23 protein-coding genes and 4 tRNA genes are annotated in these 24,472 nt (G+C 64.2%); 3 read left to right on the forward strand and 24 right to left on the reverse strand.

Annotated elements, in window-relative coordinates; genetic code table 11:
* Nucleotides 1-17: 17 nt before the first annotated feature.
* The 20 genes from rpoB to trpE form a co-directional block, all read right to left on the reverse strand.
* Nucleotides 18-4,142: a DNA-directed RNA polymerase subunit beta gene (gene rpoB, locus VLK31_RS24215; protein ID WP_409171009.1), complete on the reverse strand. Its 4,125-nt coding sequence runs from the start codon at nt 4,140-4,142 to the stop codon at nt 18-20.
* Between the two features lie 253 nt (nt 4,143-4,395).
* Nucleotides 4,396-4,767: a 50S ribosomal protein L7/L12 gene (gene rplL / locus VLK31_RS24220; protein ID WP_409171010.1), complete on the reverse strand. Its 372-nt coding sequence runs from the start codon at nt 4,765-4,767 to the stop codon at nt 4,396-4,398.
* Between the two features lie 43 nt (nt 4,768-4,810).
* Nucleotides 4,811-5,350, reverse strand: a complete 540-nt coding sequence (gene rplJ, locus VLK31_RS24225; protein ID WP_409171011.1) for a 50S ribosomal protein L10 — start codon at nt 5,348-5,350, stop codon at nt 4,811-4,813.
* 258 nt (nt 5,351-5,608) lie between these two features.
* On the reverse strand, nt 5,609-6,307 hold the full coding sequence (rplA, locus tag VLK31_RS24230; RefSeq protein ID WP_409171012.1) for a 50S ribosomal protein L1: 699 nt from the start codon (nt 6,305-6,307) through the stop codon (nt 5,609-5,611).
* A complete protein-coding gene (gene rplK / locus VLK31_RS24235) occupies nt 6,308-6,739 on the reverse strand; it encodes a 50S ribosomal protein L11 (RefSeq protein ID WP_409171013.1) in 432 nt (143 codons plus the stop codon).
* A 137-nt stretch (nt 6,740-6,876) separates the two neighbouring features.
* A complete protein-coding gene (nusG, locus tag VLK31_RS24240) occupies nt 6,877-7,479 on the reverse strand; it encodes a transcription termination/antitermination protein NusG (RefSeq protein WP_409171014.1) in 603 nt (200 codons plus the stop codon).
* A 3-nt stretch (nt 7,480-7,482) separates the two neighbouring features.
* Nucleotides 7,483-7,866, reverse strand: a complete 384-nt coding sequence (gene secE, locus VLK31_RS24245) for a preprotein translocase subunit SecE (protein ID WP_093057178.1) — start codon at nt 7,864-7,866, stop codon at nt 7,483-7,485.
* Between the two features lie 104 nt (nt 7,867-7,970).
* Nucleotides 7,971-8,046: transfer RNA gene (locus VLK31_RS24250), tRNA-Trp, on the reverse strand.
* A gap of 21 nt (nt 8,047-8,067) precedes the next feature.
* Nucleotides 8,068-9,261, reverse strand: coding sequence for an elongation factor Tu (tuf, locus tag VLK31_RS24255; RefSeq protein ID WP_409169217.1), 1,194 nt, complete (start codon nt 9,259-9,261; stop codon nt 8,068-8,070).
* Nucleotides 9,262-9,335: 74 nt separating this feature from the next.
* A tRNA-Thr gene (locus tag VLK31_RS24260) sits at nt 9,336-9,410 on the reverse strand.
* Between the two features lie 52 nt (nt 9,411-9,462).
* Nucleotides 9,463-9,536 (reverse strand) — tRNA-Gly (locus tag VLK31_RS24265).
* Between the two features lie 65 nt (nt 9,537-9,601).
* Nucleotides 9,602-9,687, reverse strand: a tRNA-Tyr gene (locus VLK31_RS24270).
* A 106-nt stretch (nt 9,688-9,793) separates the two neighbouring features.
* Nucleotides 9,794-10,501: a uracil-DNA glycosylase gene (locus tag VLK31_RS24275; protein ID WP_409171015.1), complete on the reverse strand. Its 708-nt coding sequence runs from the start codon at nt 10,499-10,501 to the stop codon at nt 9,794-9,796.
* Nucleotides 10,498-11,298, reverse strand: a complete 801-nt coding sequence (gene trpC / locus VLK31_RS24280; RefSeq protein WP_409171016.1) for an indole-3-glycerol phosphate synthase TrpC — start codon at nt 11,296-11,298, stop codon at nt 10,498-10,500. Before trpC ends, VLK31_RS24275 begins: the two co-directional genes overlap by 4 nt.
* A 38-nt stretch (nt 11,299-11,336) precedes the next feature.
* Nucleotides 11,337-12,359: an anthranilate phosphoribosyltransferase gene (gene trpD, locus VLK31_RS24285; RefSeq protein WP_409171017.1), complete on the reverse strand. Its 1,023-nt coding sequence runs from the start codon at nt 12,357-12,359 to the stop codon at nt 11,337-11,339.
* Nucleotides 12,360-12,384: 25 nt separating this feature from the next.
* Nucleotides 12,385-13,053 carry a LysE family translocator gene (locus VLK31_RS24290; protein ID WP_409171018.1) on the reverse strand — a complete coding sequence of 223 codons (669 nt, stop codon included), beginning with the start codon at nt 13,051-13,053 and terminating at the stop codon, nt 12,385-12,387.
* A 16-nt stretch (nt 13,054-13,069) separates the two neighbouring features.
* Entirely contained in the window at nt 13,070-14,128 is a 1,059-nt protein-coding gene (gene ltaE / locus VLK31_RS24295) for a low-specificity L-threonine aldolase (protein ID WP_409171019.1), read from the reverse strand.
* 7 nt (nt 14,129-14,135) lie between these two features.
* A complete protein-coding gene (locus tag VLK31_RS24300) occupies nt 14,136-14,720 on the reverse strand; it encodes an aminodeoxychorismate/anthranilate synthase component II (RefSeq protein ID WP_409171020.1) in 585 nt (194 codons plus the stop codon).
* A complete protein-coding gene (locus VLK31_RS24305; RefSeq protein WP_409171021.1) occupies nt 14,717-15,109 on the reverse strand; it encodes a GxxExxY protein in 393 nt (130 codons plus the stop codon). The genes VLK31_RS24300 and VLK31_RS24305 overlap by 4 nt, the downstream gene beginning before the upstream one ends.
* A 2-nt stretch (nt 15,110-15,111) precedes the next feature.
* Nucleotides 15,112-16,614: an anthranilate synthase component I gene (trpE, locus tag VLK31_RS24310; protein ID WP_409171022.1), complete on the reverse strand. Its 1,503-nt coding sequence runs from the start codon at nt 16,612-16,614 to the stop codon at nt 15,112-15,114.
* A gap of 694 nt (nt 16,615-17,308) precedes the next feature.
* On the opposite strand from trpE, the gene VLK31_RS24315 reads away from it, so the two are divergent.
* Nucleotides 17,309-17,908 carry a chalcone isomerase family protein gene (locus tag VLK31_RS24315; RefSeq protein WP_409171023.1) on the forward strand — a complete coding sequence of 200 codons (600 nt, stop codon included), beginning with the start codon at nt 17,309-17,311 and terminating at the stop codon, nt 17,906-17,908.
* 13 nt (nt 17,909-17,921) lie between these two features.
* Here the strand turns inward: VLK31_RS24315 and gph are convergent, their stop codons facing one another.
* From gph to VLK31_RS24330, 3 genes are all read right to left on the reverse strand, one after another.
* Nucleotides 17,922-18,626 carry a phosphoglycolate phosphatase gene (gph, locus tag VLK31_RS24320; RefSeq protein WP_409171024.1) on the reverse strand — a complete coding sequence of 235 codons (705 nt, stop codon included), beginning with the start codon at nt 18,624-18,626 and terminating at the stop codon, nt 17,922-17,924.
* Nucleotides 18,627-18,752: 126 nt separating this feature from the next.
* A complete protein-coding gene (locus tag VLK31_RS24325; protein WP_409171025.1) occupies nt 18,753-19,988 on the reverse strand; it encodes a cation:proton antiporter in 1,236 nt (411 codons plus the stop codon).
* A 19-nt stretch (nt 19,989-20,007) separates the two neighbouring features.
* A complete protein-coding gene (locus tag VLK31_RS24330) occupies nt 20,008-21,327 on the reverse strand; it encodes a DUF2254 domain-containing protein (RefSeq protein ID WP_409171026.1) in 1,320 nt (439 codons plus the stop codon).
* A gap of 191 nt (nt 21,328-21,518) precedes the next feature.
* Between VLK31_RS24330 and VLK31_RS24335 the strand changes: the two genes are divergently transcribed.
* Nucleotides 21,519-22,076: an Rrf2 family transcriptional regulator gene (locus VLK31_RS24335; RefSeq protein ID WP_409171027.1), complete on the forward strand. Its 558-nt coding sequence runs from the start codon at nt 21,519-21,521 to the stop codon at nt 22,074-22,076.
* A 148-nt stretch (nt 22,077-22,224) separates the two neighbouring features.
* On the opposite strand, the gene VLK31_RS24340 is transcribed toward VLK31_RS24335, so the two are convergent.
* Nucleotides 22,225-23,616 (reverse strand): PLP-dependent aminotransferase family protein, encoded by a 1,392-nt coding sequence (locus tag VLK31_RS24340; protein WP_409171028.1) that lies wholly within the window; start codon nt 23,614-23,616, stop codon nt 22,225-22,227.
* Nucleotides 23,617-23,982: 366 nt separating this feature from the next.
* On the opposite strand from VLK31_RS24340, the gene VLK31_RS24345 reads away from it, so the two are divergent.
* Nucleotides 23,983-24,465, forward strand: a complete 483-nt coding sequence (locus tag VLK31_RS24345; RefSeq protein ID WP_409171029.1) for an MSMEG_0572/Sll0783 family nitrogen starvation response protein — start codon at nt 23,983-23,985, stop codon at nt 24,463-24,465.
* Nucleotides 24,466-24,472: the final 7 nt, after the last annotated feature.

Raw genomic sequence — 24,472 nt, forward strand, 5'->3', positions numbered from 1 at the left:
GACTCTTTCCTTGTCGCTTAAGAACGTTCGAGTTCGATGTCCAGGCCCAGGGAACGAATTTCCTTGACCAGCACATTGAACGATTCCGGCATGCCGGCTTCGATGGAGTGTTCGCCCTTGACGATGCTCTCGTAGACCTTGGTACGGCCCACAACGTCGTCGGACTTCACCGTCAGCATTTCCTGCAGGACGTAGGCGGCGCCGTAGGCTTCCAGCGCCCACACTTCCATTTCACCGAAGCGCTGGCCACCGAACTGGGCCTTGCCGCCCAGCGGTTGCTGCGTGACCAGCGAGTACGGACCGGTCGAGCGTGCGTGCATCTTGTCGTCCACCAAATGGTGCAGCTTCAAGAAGTGCATGTAGCCGATGGTGACCGGGCGATCGAACTGGTCGCCGGTGCGTCCGTCGTACAGATACGCCTGGGTGCGCGTGTCGGTCAGGCCCTTGATCTTGGAGATGTCGTCCGGGTAGGCGAGCTTGAGCATGCCGCGGATTTCTTCTTCCGATGCGCCGTCGAACACAGGCGTCGCGAAGGTCGCGCCGTTCTGCAGGTTCGCCGCCATCTCGAGCAGTTCGGTGTCGCTCAGCGAGCCGATGTCTTCCTTGCGGCCCGAGCCGTTGTACAGCTGCTCCATGAACTTGCGCAGTTCGAGCACCTTGGTCTCTTGCTGCAGCATGTCGCCGATGCGCTGGCCAATGCCCTTGCCGGCCCAGCCCAAGTGCACTTCGAGCACCTGGCCCACGTTCATCCGCGAAGGCACGCCCAGCGGGTTCAGGCAGATGTCGCACGGCGTGCCGTCGGCCATGTGGGGCATGTCTTCGACCGGAACGATCTTGGACACCACACCCTTGTTGCCGTGGCGCCCGGCCATCTTGTCGCCGGGTTGCAGGCGGCGCTTGACGGCCAGGTAGACCTTGACCATCTTGAGCACGCCCGCAGGCAACTCGTCGCCCTGCGTGAGCTTCTTGCGCTTTTCTTCGAACGCGAGGTCGAAGCTGTGGCGCGTCTGCTCCAACGAGTTCTTGATCGACTCGAGCTGCGTGGCCACTTCGTCGTCCGCCGGGCGAATGTCGAACCAGTGGAACTTCTCGACCGACGACAGGTAGGCCTTGTCGAGCTTGGTGCCCTTGGCCAGCTTGTTCGGGCCGCCGTTGGCGACCTTGCCGGTCAGCAGCTTCTCGATACGGTCGAACGCATCGGCTTCGACGATGCGAAGCTGGTCGTTCAGGTCGAGGCGGAAGCGCTTGAGCTCGTCGTCGATGATCTGCTGGGCGCGCTTGTCGCGCGTGATGCCTTCGCGGGTGAAGACCTGCACGTCGATCACGGTGCCTTGCGAGCCCTGGTCGACACGCAGCGAGGTGTCCTTCACGTCGGAAGCCTTCTCGCCGAAGATGGCGCGAAGCAGCTTCTCTTCAGGCGTCAGCGTGGTCTCGCCCTTCGGCGTGACCTTGCCCACCAGCGTGTCGCCCGGCTGCACTTCGGCGCCGACATAAATGATGCCGGATTCGTCGAGGCGGTTGAGCTGCTGCTCGGCCAGGTTCGGGATGTCGCGCGTGATTTCTTCGGCACCCAGCTTGGTGTCGCGAGCCATCACCACCAGTTCCTCGATGTGGATCGAGGTGTAGCGGTCTTCGGCAACGACGCGTTCGGAGATCAGGATCGAGTCTTCGAAGTTGTAGCCGTTCCACGGCATGAACGCGATCAGCATGTTCTGGCCGAGGGCCAGTTCGCCGAGGTCGGTCGATGCACCGTCGGCCACCACGTCGCCCTTGGCGATCTTGTCGCCGCGCTTGACGATGGGGCGCTGGTGAATGTTGGTGTTCTGGTTCGAACGCTGATACTTGATCAGGTTGTAGATGTCCACACCCACTTCACCGGCTGCCGCTTCGGCGTCGTTCACGCGCACCACGACACGGGTCGCATCGACGTAGTCGACGATACCGCCACGGGTGGCCGTGACCACGGTGCCCGAGTCGACCGCGGAAACGCGCTCGATACCGGTACCGACCATCGGCTTTTCAGGGCGCAGCACAGGCACGGCCTGACGCTGCATGTTGGCGCCCATCAGTGCGCGGTTCGCGTCATCGTGCTCAAGGAACGGCACGAGCGATGCAGCCACCGAGACGATCTGCGCGGGCGACACGTCCATGTACTGGATGCGTTCTGCACCCACCAGGATCGATTCGCCGGCTTCACGCGCGGAAACCAGGTCGCCGGTCAGCACGCCGTCCTTGTCCAGGGCCGCATTGGCCTGGGCGATGACGTACTTGCCTTCTTCGATGGCCGACAGGTAGTCGATGTCCATCGTGACCTTGCTGTCCACCACGCGACGGTACGGCGTCTCGATGAAACCGTATTCGTTCAGGCGGGCATACAGGGCCAGCGAGTTGATCAGGCCGATGTTCGGGCCTTCAGGCGTTTCGATAGGGCACACGCGACCGTAATGGGTCACGTGCACGTCACGCACTTCGAAGCCTGCACGTTCACGCGTCAAACCGCCCGGGCCAAGAGCCGACACGCGGCGCTTGTGGGTGATTTCGGACAGCGGGTTCGTCTGGTCCATGAACTGCGACAGCTGCGACGCGCCGAAGAATTCCTTCAGCGCGGCCGAGATCGGCTTGCTGTTGATCAGGTCGTGCGGCATCAGCGGCTCTTGCTCGGCCTGACCCAGACGTTCCTTCACGGCCTTCTCGATACGTGCCAGGCCGGTGCGGTACTGGTTTTCGGCCAGTTCGCCGACGCAACGCACGCGGCGGTTGCCCAGGTGATCGATGTCGTCGACTTCGCCATTGCCGTTGCGCAGGTCCACCAGAATCTTGACCACGGCCAGGATGTCTTCGTTGGTCAGCACCATCGGGCCGGTGGATTCGTCGCGGCCGACCTTGGCGTTGAACTTCATGCGGCCCACGCGCGACAGGTCGTACGTGTCCGGGTTGTAGAACAGGCGCTGGAACAGGGCCTGCACTGCGTCTTCGGTCGGCGGCTCGCCGGGGCGCATCATGCGGTAGATGGCCACGCGTGCGGCAAATTCGTCGACCGTTTCGTCGATGCGCAGGGTCTGCGAGATGTACGCGCCCTGGTCGAGTTCGTTGGTGTAGATCACCTGAACGTCTTGCACGCCGGAGGTGCGCAGCTTCTTCAGCAGCGCTTCGGTCAGCTCGTCGTTGGCCTTGGCCAGGATCTCACCCGAGTCGGCTTCCACGATGTTGCGAGCGATGACGCGGCCGACCAGAAAGTCTTCCGGCACGCTGATGTGCGTGGTGCCGCCCTGCTCGAGCTCGCGCGTGTGGCGCGCGGTGACGCGCTTGTCCTTGGCGACCACGACCTTGCCCGACTTGTCGGTGATGTCGAAGCGCGCGACTTCGCCGCGCAGGCGCTCGGAGACGAACTCCATCTGCGCGCCGCTGTCCATCAGGCGGAAGTTGTCGTTCACGAAGAAGTTCGCGAGGATCGATTCCGGGTTCAGGCCAATGGCCTTCAGCAGGATCGTGACCGGCATCTTGCGGCGACGGTCCACGCGGAAGTACAGCATGTCCTTCGGGTCGAACTCGAAGTCGAGCCACGAACCGCGGTAAGGAATCACGCGGGCCGAGAACAGCAGCTTGCCCGAGCTGTGCGTCTTGCCCTTGTCGTGTTCGAAGAACACGCCCGGCGAACGGTGCAGCTGCGAAACGATCACGCGTTCCGTGCCGTTGATGATGAAGGAACCCTTTTCGGTCATGAGCGGCACTTCGCCCATGTAGACCTCTTGTTCCTTCACTTCCTTGACCACCTTGGACTGCGACGTCGACGACTCGCGGTCATAGATGATGAGCTGCACCTTGGCGCGCACGGCCGAGGCAAAGGTCAGACCACGGGTCTGGCACTCACGCACGTCGAACGCCGGCTTCGCCAGGTTGTACTCGAGGAACTTCATCTCGACAAAACCGTTGTGCGAGACGATGGGGAAAGCGGCGTCGAACGCGGCCTGCAGGCCTTCGACGGTGCGCTGTTTGGGAGCGATGCCGGCTTGCAGGAACGCGGTGTACGCGTCTTTCTGCATCTGCAGCAGGTAGGGAATTTCGACGACGCTGTCGCGGTTACCGAAACTTTTTCGGATGCGCTTGCGTTCGGTGTAACTGTACGCGGACGATTGGGCCATGAGAGCTCCGGGGCTTGAGATCTTCAGCGACTTGGGGCGGGTGCCTAAGCACCCCTGCTCCTTGGCGGCTGGCCACTACCAGCCGTTGGCGGACGGCGATGCATTGCACATCACCCGAACCAAGGGGTCTTCTGCAGTCGGGGTCAGAAGACACTCAAAAGCTGCTTGGTTTGGGCAGCTTTTGGGTGCGCTCTGAAAGCGGCAAAGGCTGGAGGGCCTTTTCAGGCACCTCCAGCCCTCTAGGGGGTCTGAATTACTTCAGTTCCACCTTGGCGCCGGCCTCTTCCAGCTTCTTCTTTGCAGCTTCAGCGTCAGCCTTGGACAGGGCTTCCTTGACAGCCTTGGGAGCGGCTTCCACCAGATCCTTGGCTTCCTTGAGGCCCAGGCCCGTGATTTCGCGCACGGCCTTGATGACCGACACCTTGTTCGCGCCGACTTCCGTCAGCATGACGTTGAATTCGGTTTGCTCTTCGGCGACTGCGGCGGCGGGGCCTGCAGATGCGGGGCCTGCCATGGCGGCAGCGCTCACGCCAAACTTCTCTTCGATGGCTTTCACCAGCTCGTTGAGTTCCAGGACCGTCATGCTGTCGAGCGCGGTCAGAAATGCGTCTTTATCGAATGCCATTTTTGTTTCCTAACAATTGGGTTGAATACTTCAAACGCGAGGCTTAAGCAGCCTGCGCTTCTTCGGCCGGTGCATCTGCGACGGGTGCAGCTTCGCCTTCGCCACGCTTCGCGGCCAGCGCCGCGAGAACGCGTGCCGTACGGGAAATGGGGGATTGCATCAAGCCCAGCAATTGCGCCAGCAGCACTTCCTTGGAAGGGATGCTTGCGAGTTGCTTCACGCCGTTCACGTCCAGGACCTTGCCGCCAAACGCACCCACGCGAATCACCAACTTGTCGTTGGTCTTCGCGAAGTCGGCCACCACCTTGGCGGCGGCCACTGCGTCTTCGGAAAAGCCGTAGATCAGCGGACCGGTCATCTGGTCGCCAATGACTTCGAATGCGCTACCGACAACAGCACGGCGTGCCAGCGTGTTCTTGAACACGCTGAGAGTCACACCCTTGCTGCGCGCTTCGGTACGCAGTTTGGTCATATCGGCAACCGTGATGCCACGGTATTCCGCCAGCACGAGCGTTTGAGCTTTTGCGGCGAGGCTGGTCACATCACTGATGACCGCTTCTTTCTCACTGCGATTCAGACTCAAGGTCTACTCCTTTTAATGCGATCTTCGGCCGGGGCCTGGGATCGCGCTTCATGCAGCGACCAACTGTTTCGGAACAAAATTCAAATTCCTTGCAGTGGGATCGCCATCTGCGCTGGATACCGGAAGGAGCGATCCGGCCATTAAGTGCAGCGCCCTGCACACCAGCGGTCTTGGATGGCCTGCGGCAACCGAAGCCGCCGCAGCCCACCACATCCGCTCCACCCTTTCACCGTCAGGCTAGGGGCGGAGCAAATCTCTTCAGCTCGCCGAGATGGTTTGCGTGTCCACGCGGACACCCAGACCCATGGTCGACGACACAGCCACCTTGCGAAGGAACACGCCCTTGCTGGTCGCCGGCTTGGCCTTGACCAGTGCGTCGATCAGCGCGACGAGGTTGCCTTGCAGCTTGTCGTTGTCGAACGAGCGACGCCCGATCGTGCCGTGGATGATGCCGGCCTTGTCGACGCGGAACTGAACCTGGCCAGCCTTGGCGTTCTTCACGGCCGTGGCGACGTCCGGGGTCACGGTGCCAACCTTGGGGTTGGGCATCAAACCACGCGGGCCGAGGATCTGACCGAGCGTACCGACGACGCGCATGGCGTCAGGGGCAGCGATCACGACGTCGAAAGGCATGTCGCCAGCCTTGACCATGGCAGCCAGGTCGTCCATGCCGACGATGTCGGCGCCGGCGGCCTTGGCTTCTTCAGCCTTGGCGCCTTGGGCGAACACAGCCACGCGCTTGGTCTTGCCGGTGCCGTTGGGCAGCACGACGGCGCCACGCACGACCTGGTCGGACTTCTTCGCGTCGATGCCGAGTTGCACGGCCACGTCGATCGATTCGTCGAACTTGGCGGTGGCCGCGTCCTTGACGATGACGATGGCGTCAGCCAGGGCGTACAGCTTGTTGCTGTCGACCTTGCCTTCGAACGACTTTTGCTTCTTGGTGATCTTGGACATTTACACGCCCTCCACAGTCACGCCCATCGAACGGGCAGAGCCGGCGATGGTACGAACGGCTGCATCCAGATCGGCTGCAGTCAGGTCCTTCATCTTGGCCTTGGCGATGTCTTCGAGCTGAGCGCGCGTGATCTTGCCAACCTTGACGGATTGCGGCGTGGCCGAACCCTTGTCCAGCTTGATGGCCTTCTTGATCAAGGTGACCGCCGGGGGCGTCTTGATGATGAAGGTGAAGCTCTTGTCAGCGAACGCGGTGATGACCACCGGCAGCGGCAGACCCGGCTCGACGCCTTGGGTCTGCGCGTTGAACGCCTTGCAGAACTCCATGATGTTCAAACCACGCTGGCCCAGTGCGGGACCGATGGGTGGTGACGGGTTGGCCTTACCAGCTGGTACTTGCAGCTTGATGAAGCCGACGATTTTTTTCGCCATGCTTTGCTCCTTGCGGGTGATATCGCCTTGGCTTGCGGCCGCAGCTCCCCGGGGTTGAACGACTCTTCGAGATCAAGGCCGCGCGCCGAGTCGGACAGCGCGCAGCCGGAAATGGGGCGGGCCTTTCAGCCCTCGGCTCAGGTCTTCTCGACTTGGCTGAATTCGAGTTCCACAGGCGTCGCGCGGCCAAAAATCATGACCGACACGCTGACCTTGCTCTTCTCGTAGTTGACGTCTTCCACCGTGCCATTGAAGTCGGTGAACGGGCCTTCCTTGACGCGCACGAACTCACCCACGGTGAACTCGACCTTGTGGCGCGGCTTCTCGGTGCCCTGCTGCATCTGGTTGACGATGTCCTCGACCTCTTTTTGCGAGATCGGAGCCGGACGGTTCTTGGCGCCGCCCACGAAACCCGTCACCTTGTTGGTGTGCTTCACTAGGTGCCAGCTCTCGTCGTCCATGATCATTTCGACCAGCACGTAGCCGGGGAAGAAACGACGCTCGGTGGTGCGCTTCTGGCCGTTCTTGATTTCGACCACTTCTTCGGTCGGAACCAGGATGCGGCCGAACTTGTCCTGCATGCCGGCGCGGTTGATGCGCTCGAGAATGTTTCGCTCGACGGCCTTTTCCATGCCCGAATAGGCATGCACCACGTACCAACGCAGATCGGGGTTGGCGGCGGGGGCCAGCAGAGGATTGATTTCCTCTTGCGGCGTGGTTTCAACTGCGTCGTCGGTCATTGCTTATTTTCTCCAGCCCAGAATGAGGTCGAAAAACACCCATTCGAGCGTCTTGTCGGTGAGCCAGAGGAAGACGGACATGATCGCCACGAAGGCGAACACATAGGCCGTCATCTGCATCGCTTCCTTGCGGGTCGGCCACACGACCTTCTTGACCTCGCGCCATGAGTCGCGGCCAAAGGCCCACAACTGGCGACCATTCTCCGAACTGCCGAAAGCAGCCACCGCGGCAGCCAGACCCACGAGCAGCGCGGCCCACTGCACCAGCGAGCCTTGGCGCGACAGCAGATAGAACGCCACGATGGCGCCCACTGCCAGCACGACCGCCACGGCCAGTTTGGCCTTGTCGGCACCAGTGCTCACGGTTTCGATTTGAGAAGTGGCCATGTTTGGCTGATTTCCTGTGACCCTGAGGCCTTCAATTCAATGCGTCTTTTCAGACGCCGAAGCCCGTCGGGACACGACGGGCTTTTTTCGGGGTGCCACCTAGGTGGCAGGGGCAGTAGGAATCGAACCTACAACCTTCGGTTTTGGAGACCGACGCTCTGCCAATTGAGCTATACCCCTCCGGTACTCTTTACGCTCGACTTAGATGTCGAGGATCTTGGCCACAACGCCCGAACCCACGGTACGGCCGCCTTCACGGATGGCGAAGCGCAGGCCTTCTTCCATCGCGATCGGGTTGATCAGCTTCACGGTGATGCTGACGTTGTCGCCAGGCATGACCATTTCCTTGTCTGCGGGCAACTCGATCGCGCCGGTCACGTCCGTCGTGCGGAAGTAGAACTGCGGACGGTAGTTGTTGAAGAACGGCGTGTGACGGCCGCCTTCGTCCTTCGACAGGACATACACCTCGGCCGTGAAGTGCACGTGCGGCTTGATCGAGCCGGGCTTGCACAGCACTTGGCCGCGTTCGACTTCTTCGCGCTTCGTGCCGCGCAGCAGCACGCCGACGTTGTCGCCAGCTTGACCTTGGTCCAGCAGCTTGCGGAACATTTCCACGCCGGTGCAGATGGTCTTGACCGTCGGGCGAATGCCCACGATTTCGATTTCTTCGCCGACCTTGATCACGCCACGCTCGACGGCGCCGGTCACGACAGTGCCGCGACCCGAGATCGAGAACACGTCTTCCACGGGCATCAGGAACGTGCCGTCCACGGCGCGCTCGGGCGTCGGGATGTACGTGTCCAGCGCTTCAGCCAGCTTCATGATGGCTTCTTCGCCCAGCTTGCCCTTGTCGCCTTCGAGGGCGAGCTTGGCCGAGCCGTGAATGATCGGGGTGTCGTCGCCTGGGAAGTCGTACTTGTCCAGCAGCTCGCGCACTTCCATTTCAACGAGTTCGAGCAGCTCGGCGTCGTCGACCATGTCGCACTTGTTCAGGAAAACGATGATGTAACCCACACCCACCTGGCGAGCCAGCAGGATGTGTTCACGGGTCTGGGGCATCGGGCCGTCAGCGGCCGAGCACACCAGAATGGCGCCGTCCATTTGAGCGGCGCCCGTGATCATGTTCTTCACATAGTCGGCGTGACCGGGGCAGTCGACGTGTGCGTAGTGGCGGTTGGCCGTTTCGTACTCGACGTGCGCGGTGTTGATCGTGATGCCGCGGGCCTTTTCTTCAGGCGCTGCGTCGATCTGGTCGTACGCCTTCGCTTCGCCGCCGAACTTGGCCGACAGAACGGTTGCGATTGCAGCCGTCAGCGTGGTCTTGCCGTGGTCGACGTGACCGATCGTGCCCACGTTGACGTGCGGCTTGGTGCGGGTGAATTTACCTTTTGCCATTTTTCGACTCCGAAAAAAACGTTTTCAACGTATGCAGTTGGGTTGCAATGCTGCATTTGCAACCCCCAAAAAACTGGTGCCCTTTGCGGGAATCGGACCCGCGACCTCCCCCTTACCAAGGGGGTGCTCTACCACTGAGCCAAAAGGGCTTTTTGTAACAAAGTTACGAATTCACATCGCTTCAACAACGAACCGAGTCTCTGGAGCGGGAGACGGGAATCGAACCCGCGTCATCAGCTTGGAAGGCTGGGGTTCTACCATTGAACTACTCCCGCATCGGGGGCACTTCAAGGCACCCAAAGCGCTAGATCCAATCGCTCTTAGAAACCAAATTCATCGCTGGTGGAGAGGGCTGGATTCGAACCAGCGTACTCGTAAGAGGGCAGATTTACAGTCTGCTGCCATTAACCACTCGGCCACCTCTCCGGCGAGCCTCGAAATATAGCACGTTTCCGTGACTACCCAGAAATCCGGCATCACGAAGATGCTGGAGAACCGATCGAGGAGCGAATCCTTCGATTGTCCAACAACTTCAGCCCTCGGCCCGCTGCGCCTCGCGCCAGGCACGTGCTTCCGAGAAATGTCCGCAGCCGATGAACGGCACCGGCGCGCGCAGCGCGGAAAGCGGGGACGGATGATTCGACATCAGCACCCTATGGCGCGCAACGTCGATCAATGCACGCTTACTCTGGGCGTGCGCACCCCATAGCATAAAAACAACAGGTTTCGCGCCATCCGAAACACGGCGAATCACCGCGTCGGTCAGCACTTCCCAGCCTTTGCCGGCATGGCTGGCCGGTTGCGCCTCTTCCACGGTCAGGCAGGTGTTGAGCAGCAGCACGCCGTGGGTCGCCCACTTCACCAGGCTGCCACCCGGGTTCGGGAACGCCGGTGGCGCCTCGCCCAGGTCGCGCTGCAGCTCCTTGAAGATGTTGCGCAGCGACGGCGGCAGCGCCACGCCGGGCGCCACCGAGAACGCCAGCCCTTCGGCCTGACCGCGCCCGTGGTACGGGTCCTGCCCCAGGATCACCACGCGCACATCGTCGGGCGGCGTCAGTTCGAGCGCACGCAAGGGCTGCGGCGGAAAGATCACCGTGCCGGCGTCGATGCGCTCGCGCAGGAAGCCCTGCAGCTTCCCGCCCACGGCGCCACTGAAAAATTCGTCGACCAGCGGTTGCCAGCCCGGTGCCACGGGCCAATCGGCGGGGTCGCTGCTCGACAGCGGATCGGCCCGGCTCATTGGAACAACGCAGCAAGGGCCTCGCCGGGTTCCTTGGCGCGCATGAACGCTTCGCCCACCAGGAAGGCATTGACGCCCGCCGCGCGCAGCGTGGCCACGTCCTCGCGCGTGGCGATGCCCGACTCGGTCACCGCCAGGCGGTCGGCAGGCAGCTTCGGCAGCAGGTCGATGGTGGCCTGAATCGACACCTCGAAGTTGCGCAGGTTGCGGTTGTTGACGCCGATCAGCGCCGTCTTCAGCTTCAGCGCACGGTCGAGTTCGGCCGCGTCGTGCACTTCCACCAGCACCGCCATGCCCAGCCCGCGCGCAATGGCTTCGTAGTCTTTCATCTGCGCGTCGTCAAGGCACGCGGCAATCAGCAGGATGGCGTCGGCGCCCATGGCACGCGACTCGTACACCTGGTACGCGTCGATGATGAAGTCCTTGCGCAACACCGGCAGGTCGCACGAGGCGCGCGCCTGCTTCAGAAAGTCCACGCTGCCCTGAAAGAACTGCTTGTCGGTCAGCACCGAAAGGCACGCGGCGCTGATGGTGCCATCGCCTTCCGCATAGCTCTGCGCAATGTCGGCGGGAATGAATTCTTCGCGCAGCACGCCCTTGCTCGGGCTGGCCTTCTTCACTTCGGCAATCACCGCGGCGTGGCCGGCGGCAATCTTGGCGCGCATCGCGGCTTCGAAATCGCGCGTCAGCACGCGGCTCTCGGCGTCGAAGCGAACGGCTTCCAGTGGCGCGCGCTTCAGGGCCGCAGCCACTTCCTGGCGCTTGACTGCAATGATCTTGTCGAGAATGTCGGACATGGCTTCGGGTGCTCTCTTGATGACGGTGACTCAGGGGTTCAAACGGTTGCGCAAGCCTTGACCAGTTCGGCCAGCTTGGCCTTTGCCGCGCCCGACGCGACAGCGCTGCGCGAGCGTTCGACGCCCGTGGCAATCGAGTCGACCACGTTCGCGGCATACAGCGCAGCGCCGGCGTTCAGCAGCACGATGTCGAGCGCCGGGCCGGCCTGATTGTCGAGCACCCCCAGCAGCATGGCCTTCGACTGCTCGGGCGTCTCCACGCGCAGCGTGCGGTTGCTCGACATCTGAAAGCCGAAGTCTTCGGGGTGCAGTTCGTACTCGCGGATCTCGCCGTCCTTCAGTTCGCCCACCATGGTGGCCGCGCCCAGCGAGATCTCGTCCATGCCGTCACGCCCGTACACCACCAACGCATGCTCGGCGCCCAGGCGCTGCAAAGCGCGCACCTGGATGCCCACCAGGTCGGGGTGGAACACGCCCATCAGAATGTTCGGCGCACCGGCCGGGTTGGTCAGCGGGCCAAGGATGTTGAAGATCGTCTTGATGCCCAGCTCCTTGCGCACCGGCGCCACGTTCTTCATGGCCGGGTGGTGGTTGGGCGCGAACATGAAGCCGATGCCGCACTCCTCGATGGAGCGCGCGATCTGCTCGGGCTTCAGGTTGATGTTGATGCCCAGCGACTCCAGCACGTCGGCGCTGCCCGACTTGCTCGACACGCTGCGCCCGCCGTGCTTGCTCACCTTGGCGCCCGCGGCGGCCGCCACGAACATGGAGCAGGTCGAGATGTTGAAGGTGTGCGAGCCGTCGCCACCGGTGCCGACGATGTCCACCAGATGGGTCGTGTCCTTCACCGGCACCTTGGTCGACACCTCGCGCATCACCTGCGCCGCGGCGGTGATCTCGCCGATGGTTTCCTTCTTCACGCGCAGGCCGGTGATCAGCGCGGCCATCATCACGGGCGAGCACTCGCCGCTCATGATGAGGCGCACGATGTGCAGCATCTCGTCGTGAAAGACTTCGCGGTGTTCGATGGTGCGCTGCAGCGCTTCCTGGGGGGTGATCATGAAAAAGGTCTCCTCGAAAAATGAATCAGCGGCCGATGCGAACGGCGGGCGCGTCGGTGAACGCGAGCTTGAGGCCGAAGCCGATGAAAAGAGCGCCAGCCACGCGGTCCAGCCAGTGCATGCCCTTGCGCACCGCGCCGCGCCCGGCCATCCAACCCGCTGCCACGGCCCAACCGACGTTGACCGGAATCGCATTGAGGTTGAACAGCACGCCCAGCAGCACGAAGCACAGCGCCTTGTTGTCTGCACCGGGTGCGATGAACTGCGGCACGAAGGCCAGAAAGAACAGCGCCACCTTGGGGTTCAGCACATTGGTCCAGAAGCCGCCGAGAAAGATCGCCTTCAGGCCGCGCTCGCCTGCTGTCGTGATTGCCGCGGCAGCCTCGCCCAGGTCGGCGGGCGGTGCCGGGCGCGACAACACCATGCGCACGCCCAGGTACAGCAGATAGGCCGCGCCGATGTACTTGAGCACCGTGAAGGCCGCTGCGGACGTGGCCATCAGCGTACCCACGCCGACCGCGGCCGCGAAGATGTGAACGAAGCAGCCGGCCGTGATGCCCAGCCCCGCGACGATGCCGGCGCGCACGCCGCTGCGCAGCGAGTTGCTCACGACGTACAGCACGTCGGGCCCGGGCGTGAGGTTCAGCAGCCAGCCGGCGGCGATGAAAGCGAGCAGATGGGGAAGATCAGGCATCGCGTCCTCGCGGTGTTCAGGGCTTGAAGAAGGCGCGAATCGCAGCGACGGCCCGGTCGACGCCGGCGGCATCGACATCGAGGTGGGTCACGAAGCGCAACCGGTAGAGCCCGGTCGCCAGAATGCCCTGTTGGTTGAGGCTGGCAATCAGTTCCGACGAACGCGCATGCGCGGCACCCGTGAGATCGGCGAACACGATGTTGGTGTGCGGCGCCTCCACTACCACCCCTTCGATGCCTTCGAGCCCCTGTGCCAGCCGTTGCGCAAGCGCATGGTCGTCGGCCAGGCGGTCGACATGATGGTCGAGCGCATGCGACGCCGCCGCGGCCAGCAAGCCGGCCTGGCGCATGCCGCCGCCCGCCATCTTGCGGATGCGGTGCGCGCGCGTGATGAATTCACGCGAGCCCACCAGCGCCGAGCCGATCGGCGCGCCCAGGCCCTTGCTGAAGCACACCGACACGCTGTCGAAGCACTGCGCGATGCGCCGGGCTTCGGCGCGGATGTCGCTGCGCTGGTTCAGCGCCGCTTGCGCCGTGGCCGCATTGAAGAGGCGTGCCCCGTCCAGGTGCCGCTGCAGCCCCTTGCTTTTTGCGAGATCGGTTGCGGCCTGCACGTACGCGAAGGGCAGCAGCTTGCCGCCCAGCGTGTTCTCCAGCGCCAGCAGCCGCGTGCGCGCAAAGTGCGCGTCGTCGGGCTTGATGGCGGCTTCGATCTGCGCAAGCGGCAGCGTGCCGTCGGGCGCATGGTCCAGCGGCTGCGGCTGCACGCTGCCGAACACCGCCGCGCCACCACCCTCCCAGCGGTAGCAGTGCGCCTGCTGGCCCACGATGTACTCGTCGCCGCGGCCGCAATGCGACAGGATCGCGCACAGGTTGCTCTGCGTGCCCGTGGGCACGAACATCGCCGCCTCGAAGCCCAGCAGCGCCGCGATCTTTTCCTGCAGCGCGTTCACGCTCGGGTCGGTGCCGAAGACGTCGTCGCCCAGCGGCGCCGCCATCATGGCCTCGCGCATCGCGGGCGTGGGTTGCGTGACGGTGTCGCTGCGCAGGTCGACGAGGGAGGTGCGGTCGGTCATGGCGAGGTCAGTCCAGGAAGTTCTTGAGCATGGCGTGGCCGTGCTCGGTGAGGATGGATTCGGGGTGGAACTGCACGCCTTCGATGCGCACGTCATGCGCAAAACCGGTGTGCCGCACCCCCATGATCTCGCCGTCGTCGGTCCAGGCGGTGACAGCCAGGGCCTTCGGGCAGCTCTCGCGCTCGATGGAGAGCGAGTGGTAGCGGTTCACGGTGAAGCGCTCTGGCAGGCCCGCGAACACGCCCTCTTGCGTGGTCGTGATCTCGCTGGTCTTGCCGTGCATCAGTTGCTGCGCGCGCACGATCTTGCCGCCGAAGGCCGCGCCGATGGCCTGGTGGCCCAGGCAAACGCCCAGAATGGGCAGCTTGCCTGCGAAGGCCTCGATGGCCGCCACGGAAACACCCGCTTCCGCTGGAGAGCAAGGCCCCGGCGACACCACCAGCCGCGTGACGCCCGAGGCGATCAGCTCGCCGATCTGCGCCACCGTGATCTCGTCGTTGCGGTGCACCTGCACATCCGCACCCAGCTCGCCCAAGTACTGGACGATGTTGTAGGTGAAGCTGTCGTAGTTGTCGATCATCAGCAGTTTCATGGCTTGCCCACAATCCGGTGCACGCCCTTCACCACCGGGAACACGTTGAAGTTGATCAAGAGGCCCAGCTTGAGGCCCGACAGCCGCAGCGCGGCCATCACCTGCGCGCGGTGCAGGTCGGTCAGCACGTCGACCGCCTTGAGCTCCACGATCACCGACTGCTCGATCACGAAGCCCGCGCGGTACACATCGCCCAGCGAACGGCCCTTGTAGCTGGCCGACAGCGCCACGTCGCGCGTGAAGCCGATCTCGCGCTCGGCCAGCTCGATGGCCAGCGCCGCGGCGTAGGCGCCTTCGTCGAGCCCCGTGCCGAGCACGCGCTGCACTTCGACGGCGGCGCCGATGATCTCGTGCGAAAAGTCGTTCTGAATATCGGGTGCGGTGCTCATGTTCATTCCAGGCCTTCCTCGACCAGTTCGGCGGCACGCAACAGTGCGCGCGCCTTGGCTTCTGTTTCTTTCCACTCCAGCTCGGGCACCGAGTCGGCCACCACGCCGGCCGCGGCCTGCACGTGCAGCATCTGGTCCTTCACGATGCCGGTGCGGATGGCAATGGCCACGTCCATGTCGCCTGCATAGCTGATGTAGCCGCAGGCGCCGCCGTACAGGCCGCGCTTGGTGGGCTCCAGCTGGTCGATGAGCTCCATGGCATGCACCTTGGGCGCGCCGGTCAGCGTGCCGGCCGGGAACGTGGCCTTGAGCACGTCGATGGCGGTCATGCCGTGCTTCAGCGTGCCTTCGACGTTGCTCACGATGTGCATCACGTGGCTGTAGCGCTCCACCGCAAAGGCCTCTGTTACCTTCACGGTGCCCGTCTTGGCAATGCGCCCGATGTCGTTGCGCGCCAGGTCGATCAGCATGACGTGCTCGGCGCGCTCCTTGGGGTCGTTGATGAGCTCTTCTTCAGCGGCCTTGTCGAGCTCGATCGACGCGCCGCGCGGGCGCGTGCCGGCCAGCGGGCGAATGGTGATCTTCTGCTCGCCGTCGCCGGTGTTCTCCTGGCGCACCAGGATCTCGGGCGAGGCGCCCACCACATGGAAGTCGCCCAGGTGGTAGTAGTACATGTAGGGCGACGGGTTCAGCGAACGCAGTGCGCGGTACAGCGACAGCGGGGACTCGGTGTAGCGCTTGCTGATGCGCTGGCCCACCTGCACCTGCATGAAGTCGCCCGCGGCAATCATTTCTTTCGCGCGCTCCACGGCCGCGATGTAGTCGGCCTTGGCAAAGCTGCGCTCGGGCGGGTGCGCCTGCGTGGGCTTCACGACGGGTGCGCTCACCGAGTACTTGAGCTTGTCCTTCAGTTCGCGCAGGCGGCGCTTGCCCACGGCGTAGGCCTCGGGCTGCTTCGGGTCGGCGTAGACGATGAGGTACAGCTTGCCCGACAGGTTGTCGATGACCGCCAGTTCCTCGCACTGCAGCAGCAGGATGTCGGGGCAGCCCAGGGTGTCGGGCGGGCAGCTTTTTTCGAGCTTGCGCTCGATGTGGCGCACGGTGTCGTAGCCGAAATAGCCCGCAAGGCCGCCGCAAAAGCGTGGCAGGCCGGGCCGCAGCGCGACTTTGAAGCGCTTCTGGTATTCAGCGACGAAGTCCAGCGGGTTGCCCTGGGCGGTCTCGACGATCTGTCCGTCGGTCACCACTTCGGTGACGGCCTCTGCGCCGAAACCGGAGGCGCGCAGCAGCGTCCTTGCCGGCAGGCCGATGAAGCTGTAGCGCCCGAAGCGCTCGCCGCCCACCACCGATTCGAGCAAGAAGCTGTGCTTGCCGCCGCCTTGCGAATGGGCGAGCTTGAGGTAGAGGGAAAGGGGGGTTTCGAGGTCGGCAAAGGCCTCGGCCATCAGCGGGATACGGTTGTAGCCCTGGGCGCTGAGGCTCTTGAATTCAAGTTCTGTGATCACGGATTCGTTCTCCAATTGCATGCCGGCGCTGTGTGGGCCGGTGGCAAGGTCATTCACTGGTGGCCCGGCGTCGTGGGGGTCGACTCGGCACCGCGGGCGCACGGCGTGCGCCGTGCAATCAAACAGTCAGCGAAGTATGGCAACGCCAGGGCCAGGCTCCCCGGCTGCCTTGACCTGTTTGATGGGTGTGATGAACGAACATGAGGCGCGGAGTTTAGCCCACGAAAACGCTGAATGAGCGCAAATGCGGCTTCCAACTGCGTTCTGCGCTCTGTTCAGGGCGACGCTCACGCCGACGGGGTGCCTTGCTCCGCGAATGTCCCCCGGGCTTCGCGCTACCGCCTCTCCTCCTTTGTTTCGCTGCGCAAGGCACCCCATCGACGTGAGCGTTCTCAGAGCAGTGGTTGATCGCGCGATCACCGCAGAGCGTGCCCTGGTGCACAGGGCGTCGGGTGCTCCCCGCAGCGAAATAAAGGAGGAGGGGCGAAGCCCCGGGGGACATTCGCGGAGGGGAGTACCCGGCGGCCTGTGCACGCGCCCTGAACAACGGCGCCAAGAACAGCAGCGCCAAGAACAGCGGCCCAAAGAAGAACGGCCCAAAGAACAACACAGCCCTTCAGGGTTCCCCCGATGGTCCGCGCCTAAAACAAAAAGATACATTCGCACGACCGTTCGCAAATTCCAAGGAAACCCCGTGCTCGCCCTATCGTTCTCGACCCTTTGCGCCCGCCTTGGCCTTCTGGCCTGCCTTGCCACCACCCTCGGCGCATCCGCTGCACAGGTCGACGTGGCCGGCGTCAAGCTCGAAGACCGCCTGGACCTGCGCGGCACCGCGCTGCAATTGAACGGCGCCGGCGTGCGCTACAAGGCCATCTTCAAGGTCTACACCGCGGGCCTGTACGTGGGCCAGAAAGTGTCGACGCCCGAAGAGGCCCTGGCCGCGCCCGGGGCCAAGCGCGTCGCCATCACCATGCTGCGCGACATTGACGCCAACGAACTCGGCAAGCTCTTCACCAAAGGCGTGGAAGACAACTCGCCCAAGAGCGAAATGCTCAACCTCATTCCAGGCCTGCTGCGCATGGGCCAGATGTTCGCCGACCAGAAACAACTGAAGACCGGCGACACCTTCACCATCGACTGGCTGCCGGGCACCGGCACGCTCATCACCGTTCGCGGCGTGCCGCAGCCCGACCCGGTGAAAGAGCCGGCGTTCTTCAATGCGCTGCTGCGCATCTGGCTGGGACCGAACCCGGCCGACTGGAAGCTGAAGGACGCAATGCTCGGCAAGCAGTAGCTCGCCAGCGTGTTCAGGCAGCGGGCACAAGCTGCGCCAGCGAATCGACGAACCCGTCCGCATCCACGCCGCGCACCGACTCGCCGTGGTTGTAGCCATAGCTCACCAGCACCACCGGGCAACCCGCCGCGCGCGCGGCCCGCGCGTCGTTGCTCGAGTCACCGATCATCAGCGTGCGCGCGGGCACGGTGCCCAGCGCCTCGCAGGTCTTCAAAAGCGGCAACGGGTCGGGCTTCTTGCGCTCGAAGGCGTCGCCACCGAACACCAGCTCGAAGAAACCATCGAGCCCCTTGGCCGCCAGCAGCGGCCTGGCGAACGCGCCCGGCTTGTTGGTCAGGCAGGCTAGCCGCACGCCACGCGCGCGCAGCGCCTGCAGCCCCTCGACCACGCCGGCATACACCGCCGAATGCTGCCCGTTGATGGCCAGATAGTGGTGCTGGTAACGCGCCCAGGCGGCGTCGTACAGCGCGCGCGCCTTCGCTTGCGCGCCATCGGGGTCGGTGGGCGCCAGCACATGCAGCAGTGCCGAATGAATCAGGTGCTCCGAGCCCTTGCCCACCATCCGCTCGACGGCGGCCGGCGCCACGGGCGGCAGCGACAGGTCGCGCAACATGCGGTTCAGGGCCTCGGCAAAGTCGCCGAGCGTGTCGACCATGGTGCCGTCGAGGTCGACGATGGCGGCGTCGAAGCGGGCGAAATCGAAGCTGATGGAGTTCAAAACAAACAAATAGAGTTGAAAAATTGCTCGGCTCGAGCGCTGTCGAAAGCAAACATGACTTTGCACGAAGCATCCGCACCGCACCGCACCGCACCGCGCCGCACCGCGCCGCAGCCTGTGCTTGCCTTAGCCTTTTACTGCCAAACGCACCACCCGCCCGATCGTCAAGCCCTGCACAAGAATCGAAAAGACCACCACGCAATAGGTCAGCGCAAGGATGGTCTCGCGCTCCGCGCCAATGGGCAGCGACAGCGCCAGAGCCACTGAAATTCCGCCGCGCAGGCCGCCCCAGGCAAGCACACGGGACGAGCCTTGCGGCAACCGGAAAAAGCCGTTGCCTACGCCCACTGGAAGGCCGACGGTGAGCCACCGTGCGAAGAGGGTCACCGCGATCGCCACCGCACCGGCCACCAGCAAAGGCAGCGTGAACGCAATCAGCAGAACCTCCAGGCCGATCAGCACGAACAAAACGGCATTCAGAATCTCGTCGACCAGCTCCCAGAACATGTCGATGTAGCGGCGCGTGTGGTCCGACATGGCAAGGGCACGCCCGCCGTTTCCGATCATCAGTCCGCAGACCACCATCGCCAGCGGCCCCGACACATGCAGATGGCTGGCCAGCGCATAGCCGCCCATCACGGCCGCGAGGGTGAGCAGCACCTCGACCTGGTATTGGTCGATGCTCCTCAACAGCCGAAAGGTCAAGTAGCCCAGCACCAGACCAAAAGCAATGCCGCCACCCGCTTCGCGCAGCAGCAGCCCGCCGGCCACCGCCATCGTGGGTGTCGTTCCGCTGGCAAGCACGCCCAGCAACAGAGCGAATATCACCACGCCCACGCCGTCGTTGAAAAGAGACTCGCCTGCAATCACGAGCTCGAGCGTCTTGGGCGCACCGGCGGACTTGAGAATGCCCATCACCGCGATCGGGTCGGTCGGCGAAATCAATGCCCCGAACAGCAGGCAATACAGCAGCGGCAACTTGACCTCGACGAGCGGGAGCGCCAGCCACATGCCCACTCCCACGACGACCGTCGAAAGCAGGGTTCCGGCCAGCGCCAGCGCGGCAACCTGCCACCGGTACTGCCGCAACGCGCGCAGGTCGACATGCAGAGCACCGGCAAACAGCAGGAATGACAGCATGCCCTGCATGAGCACGTCCGAAAAATCGATCGACCGCAGGAAAGACTCCTCGTACTGGCGCAGGCCGTGGTCCAGGCCCAGCGCGTCAAGCGCAACCATGAACAGCGAGATGGCCAGCGCAATGGCCATCACGCCGATGGTGGTGGGAAGGCGCACGAACCGGTGGTTCAGGTAGGCAAGCAGCGCGGTAACGACGAGACAAATTGCGGCGATGTCGAGCATGGCGTGTCTTTCCGGCGTGCTACAGCCCGCGTGCGCCTATGGCCCCCAGCGCGCCGTGGGCCATGGTGCGCAGCAGCGTTTCGTGGCGACGGCCGACATCGGCCAGATCCGAGGCGTTGCGAATTTCGCGTTGCGCGTCCGACCAGACAAGGTCAGCGTGGTTCAGCAGCACTGACTGCCGGTCCTTGTCGTTCTCGCATGCCATCACTGCCGTCAGGACGTCGAGCAGCCGGACCATCACCGCCGTGCTCCCCGCGGCGTTCTGCCGGATCATGTGGAACATGACATCGGCCAGGCTGCGGTAGGTCACGTTCGGCACCACCAGTGCGACCGCTTCCTGGCGCATCGTCACGCCACCGGGGAGATGGCTGCCGGCAAGATCACACAGTGCGGCGCCCAGGCGATCGAGCACGCTCATCGCAGTGTGCGGGTCGTTGATGCCTGGCGAAAGCGCCCGCACAGCCACCTCCACCAGTTGCCGCACAGCATGCTCGGCATCACCTTCGCTGCCGCGTGTCGCACCCAGCGCGGTCGCGTTGCGAATGGCCTGCTCGGCGTCGGGAACCTGAACCGACATCAAGGCAACAGGTGCGCCGGGAAATATGTAGTCACCCCGGCGGGCAAGCAGGAGCACCGCCGTGCCGTGCCTGGCAGCCCAGTCGGCCAGGCCTTTTTCGTCGAGCTGCTGCAGGTAGCCGCGCCGGGCATCCACGATGGTCGTCGCGTTGGCCCAGAACGTCGCGGGCGGAGGTGCTGGTTGCGGCTTGTCCGTCACCACGGCGTTCATTGCGTTGCGGATGTCGTCGCTCACCAGTTCGATGACGGTGTCGACGTTGATCCGATTGGCCATGTGGCCCACGAAGTAGACCAGCGTCGCCACGCAGGCGAAGGCCAACAGAACGCCTACCGTCAGCGCAAGGTGCGGGGTAAAAGAACCCTCCTCCTGCGTTCTGACGCTGCGAAGCACCATCAGAGCGTAGGAGAAGGTGCCGAGAAAGGCACCGAGCGTGACCTGAACGCCGCGGTCGCGAGTGAAATTGCGCAGCAGGCGTGGCCCCATCTGGCCGGCTGCGAGCGACAGCGCGGCGATGGTGATGGAGAACACCGTGCCGGCGACGCCGATCGTCGACGAGGCGATCGCACCGAGCAGGGTGCGTGCGCCCGTTCCGCCGCCGTTGTACAGCCAGTGGCTGTCGGTCAACCAGGCAGGCAAGCGGCCGCTTTGGTCCATGCCCAACAACGCGAGGGCCAGCAAGACACCGCCAAGCACCATGGCGCCGGGAACGAGCCAAAAAGTTTCGGCGAGTTGGTTGGTGAGTTTGCGCAGCCTGGCGATCATGGGTGTGGGGTCAAGGGGGCGGAGCTGCCGACGAAGTTTATTCGAGTCCATTTATCGCAAACCGGCCGAAAACAGCGCCGGAAACTTTTTCAGGGCTTTCAGACACCTACAGGCCGTACCTGTCCCGCACGCTGCGTGCCGGACACCCCTTCACCGCCTTGCCATGCAAGGCCATCCACGAGGAATACTCCATGCGTCTGACGACAAAGGGCGGCTTCGCCCTGACGGCCATGATCGATGTCGCGCTGCGCGAGAGGGACGGCCCCGTGCCATTGGCGTCGATCAGCCGGCGACAGCACATTGCCCGCTCCTCGCTCGAGCTGCTGTTCAGCAAACTGCGCCAGCATGCGCTGATCAAGGCCACCCGCGGCCCCGGCGGCGGCTACACGCTGACGCGCCGGGCATCGGAAATTACCGTTGCGGACATCCTGGCGTCGGTCGACGGCCAGGCCACCACAGACACCGAGACTGACACCGCCACCGGTGCTCCCCTCGACAAAGCAGGCCCCGCCGACGTCGGCTGCTATTCGACCGAGGCCCTGTGGGCTTCGGCCAAGCACCATGTGATGGAGTTTTTGGGCTCCGTCACGCTGCAGAGCCTGGTCGACGACCAGCTGGCCAAGGGCCTGCGCGTGGACGACGAACCGGTGCGCAAGAAGGCGCCCCCACCGCGCCACGAACCCAGCCTGCGCCATGTGAACGCACCGAACTCGGTGTTCGCCTGGAACGGCGTGTTCGCCAAGCGCTGAACATTCGCACGGCCTGAACGCCAGCATCACCCGCAGCGCCAACCCCGCGCATCAGACCGCCACGCTGTGGCTGCACCTCCGGGCTGCACCTCCGGGCTGCACTTACGCGCTGAACTTCCGGGCTCCACTTCCGCTTTGAACGCCTGCCTCAGCGCAGCGTCGCATGCGGATGCAGCGGGTGCGCCAGCGTGCCCGCGATGAGGCGCAGCGCCTGGTCGCACTGCTCGCGCGACATCGGCCCGCCCAGGCAGATGCGCACCGCGTCGGGCGGGTCGCCGTCGGTGGAAAACGCGGCGCTGGCCACCACGCCCACGTTCTGCGTGCGCAGGTAAGAAGCAAACTCCACCGGGCTCCAGCCCGGCGTGAGCGGCAGCCATGCATGGAACCCCTCGGGGTGCGCCTGCAGGCCGCTGTCGCCCAGGTAGCGCAGGGCCAGCACCTGACGCGCCACCGACTCCGCGCGCACCGCCTGCAGCATGGCCTCGGTGGTGCCGTCTTCCACCCACAGCGTGGTCAGCGCGTTGGTGATCGGCGAGGCCATTACCGTGGTCGCGCGCATGGCGCCGGCCAGGCGCTGCGACTGCACCACGGTGGGTGAACACACGTAGGCACTGCGCAGCCCGGCGCCGAAGCACTTGGAGAAACCGCTCACGTAGTAGGTGAGCGCCGGCGCCAGAGTGGCCAGCGAGGCCGGCGTCTGGCGCGGCAGCATGCCGTAGGCGTCGTCTTCGATGATCGGCACCGCGTAGCGCAGCGCCACGTCGGCCAGCGCCTCGCGCCGCGCGCGCGACACGGTGGCCGCCGTCGGGTTCAGCAGCGTCGGGTTGCAGTACAGCGCCTTGGGCTTGAGCGTTTTGCAGGCGTGCTCGAAGGCATCGGCAATGGGGCCGTCGTCGTCCATCTGCAGGGCATGCAGCTGCACGCCCAGTTGCGCCGCAATGGCCTTCACGCCCGGGTAGGTGAGCGACTCCACGCACACCAGCTCGCCAGGGCGCGCCAGTTGCGAGAACAGCGCGGTCAGCACCGCATGAATGCCGGGGCACACCAGGATGCGGTCCACGCTCGCATGGGGCACGAAGGGTCGCAACCACTGCATGGCCACCTCGCGGTCGTGCGCGGTGCCGCCAAAGTCCTGGTAGCGCAGCAGGTCGTGAAAGTCGAGCTGCGCGAAGGCGCGGCTGGCGCTGTCGTGCAGCCGGCCCATCAGGTGCGGGTCGTCGGGCTCGGGCGGCATGTTCATCGTCATCTCGGCGCCGCTGCCGCCGCGCAGCCGAAGGCTGGGGCTGCCCGATCGAATGAAGGTGCCGGTGCCCGCGCGCGAATCGATCAGCCCGCGCTTGCGCGCCTCCGCATAGCCGCGCGCCACGGTCGTGTAGTTCAGCTCCAGCTCGCTCGCCAGATCGCGCAGCGTGGGCAGGCGGTCGCGCACGCCCAGCCGGCCCGTCTTGATGTCGTCGGCGATCAAGTCGGCCAGCAGCAGATAGGCCGGCTTGGCGGTGGTGCGCAGTTGCCTGCGCCAGTGGGCGGTGAGGGTGGTCATGCGGGCGGCTCCTGCCAAGTTGATTGCATTCATTGATTGCATGCGGCCACCGATCAACACGCAGGAATCGCGCCTGTACAAGGGCTCCCCCTCAGGCAGCCAATGCTTCTTTCAGGTGCGATCAACCCCATTGATCGGGTGCATTGATCGCACGCCGCATGCGTCTTACCGGTGCAACGCAGCCACTGCTGGCGGCCCGTGCAACCGCGTTTTCGGGTGCCGAAAAAATTTTCATCGCCATGCAGGCCGCACCGCCACGCATTGATCGCGAGTTGATCGCACGCCCGCCGCCAACCGCTGGCACATCGCCTGCAAAGAGAAAGGCACGCAAGACCTGCGTACCCACCACCCCAACCGGAGTACCCCATGCCCAAAGTCACCCGCCCCCGCAACGAAAAAGGCGAGTTCCTTGTCGACTACGAAGAGAAGGTGTTCGAAGACGTCAAGGCCGAGCCCGGCGAGAAGGCGCTCGTCACCTTCCACACCGTGGCCTTCGAAGGCTCCATCGGCTTCGTCAACCTGCTGCAGGCCACGCGCCTGCGCCGCAAGGGCTACGAAACCTCGGTGCTGCTGTACGGTCCCGGCGTGACGCTGGGCGTGCAGCGCGGCTTTCCCACGCTGGGCGACGAGGCCTTTCCGGGCCACCAGAACTTCAACAAGCAGATCACCAAGTTCATGGAAGAAGGCGGCAAGGTGTATGCGTGCCGCTTCGCGCTGCAGGCCTTGTACGGCCACGGCGAAGGCGCGCTCATCGAAGGCATCAAGCCCATCAACCCGCTCGACGTGCTGGACATCGTGCTGCTGCACAAGAAGGCCGGCGCGGTCATTCTGGACACCTGGACGCTGTAAGGCGGCA

This window comes from Variovorax sp. H27-G14 (genome assembly GCF_046156345.1).
Lineage (GTDB): Bacteria > Pseudomonadota > Gammaproteobacteria > Burkholderiales > Burkholderiaceae_C > Variovorax.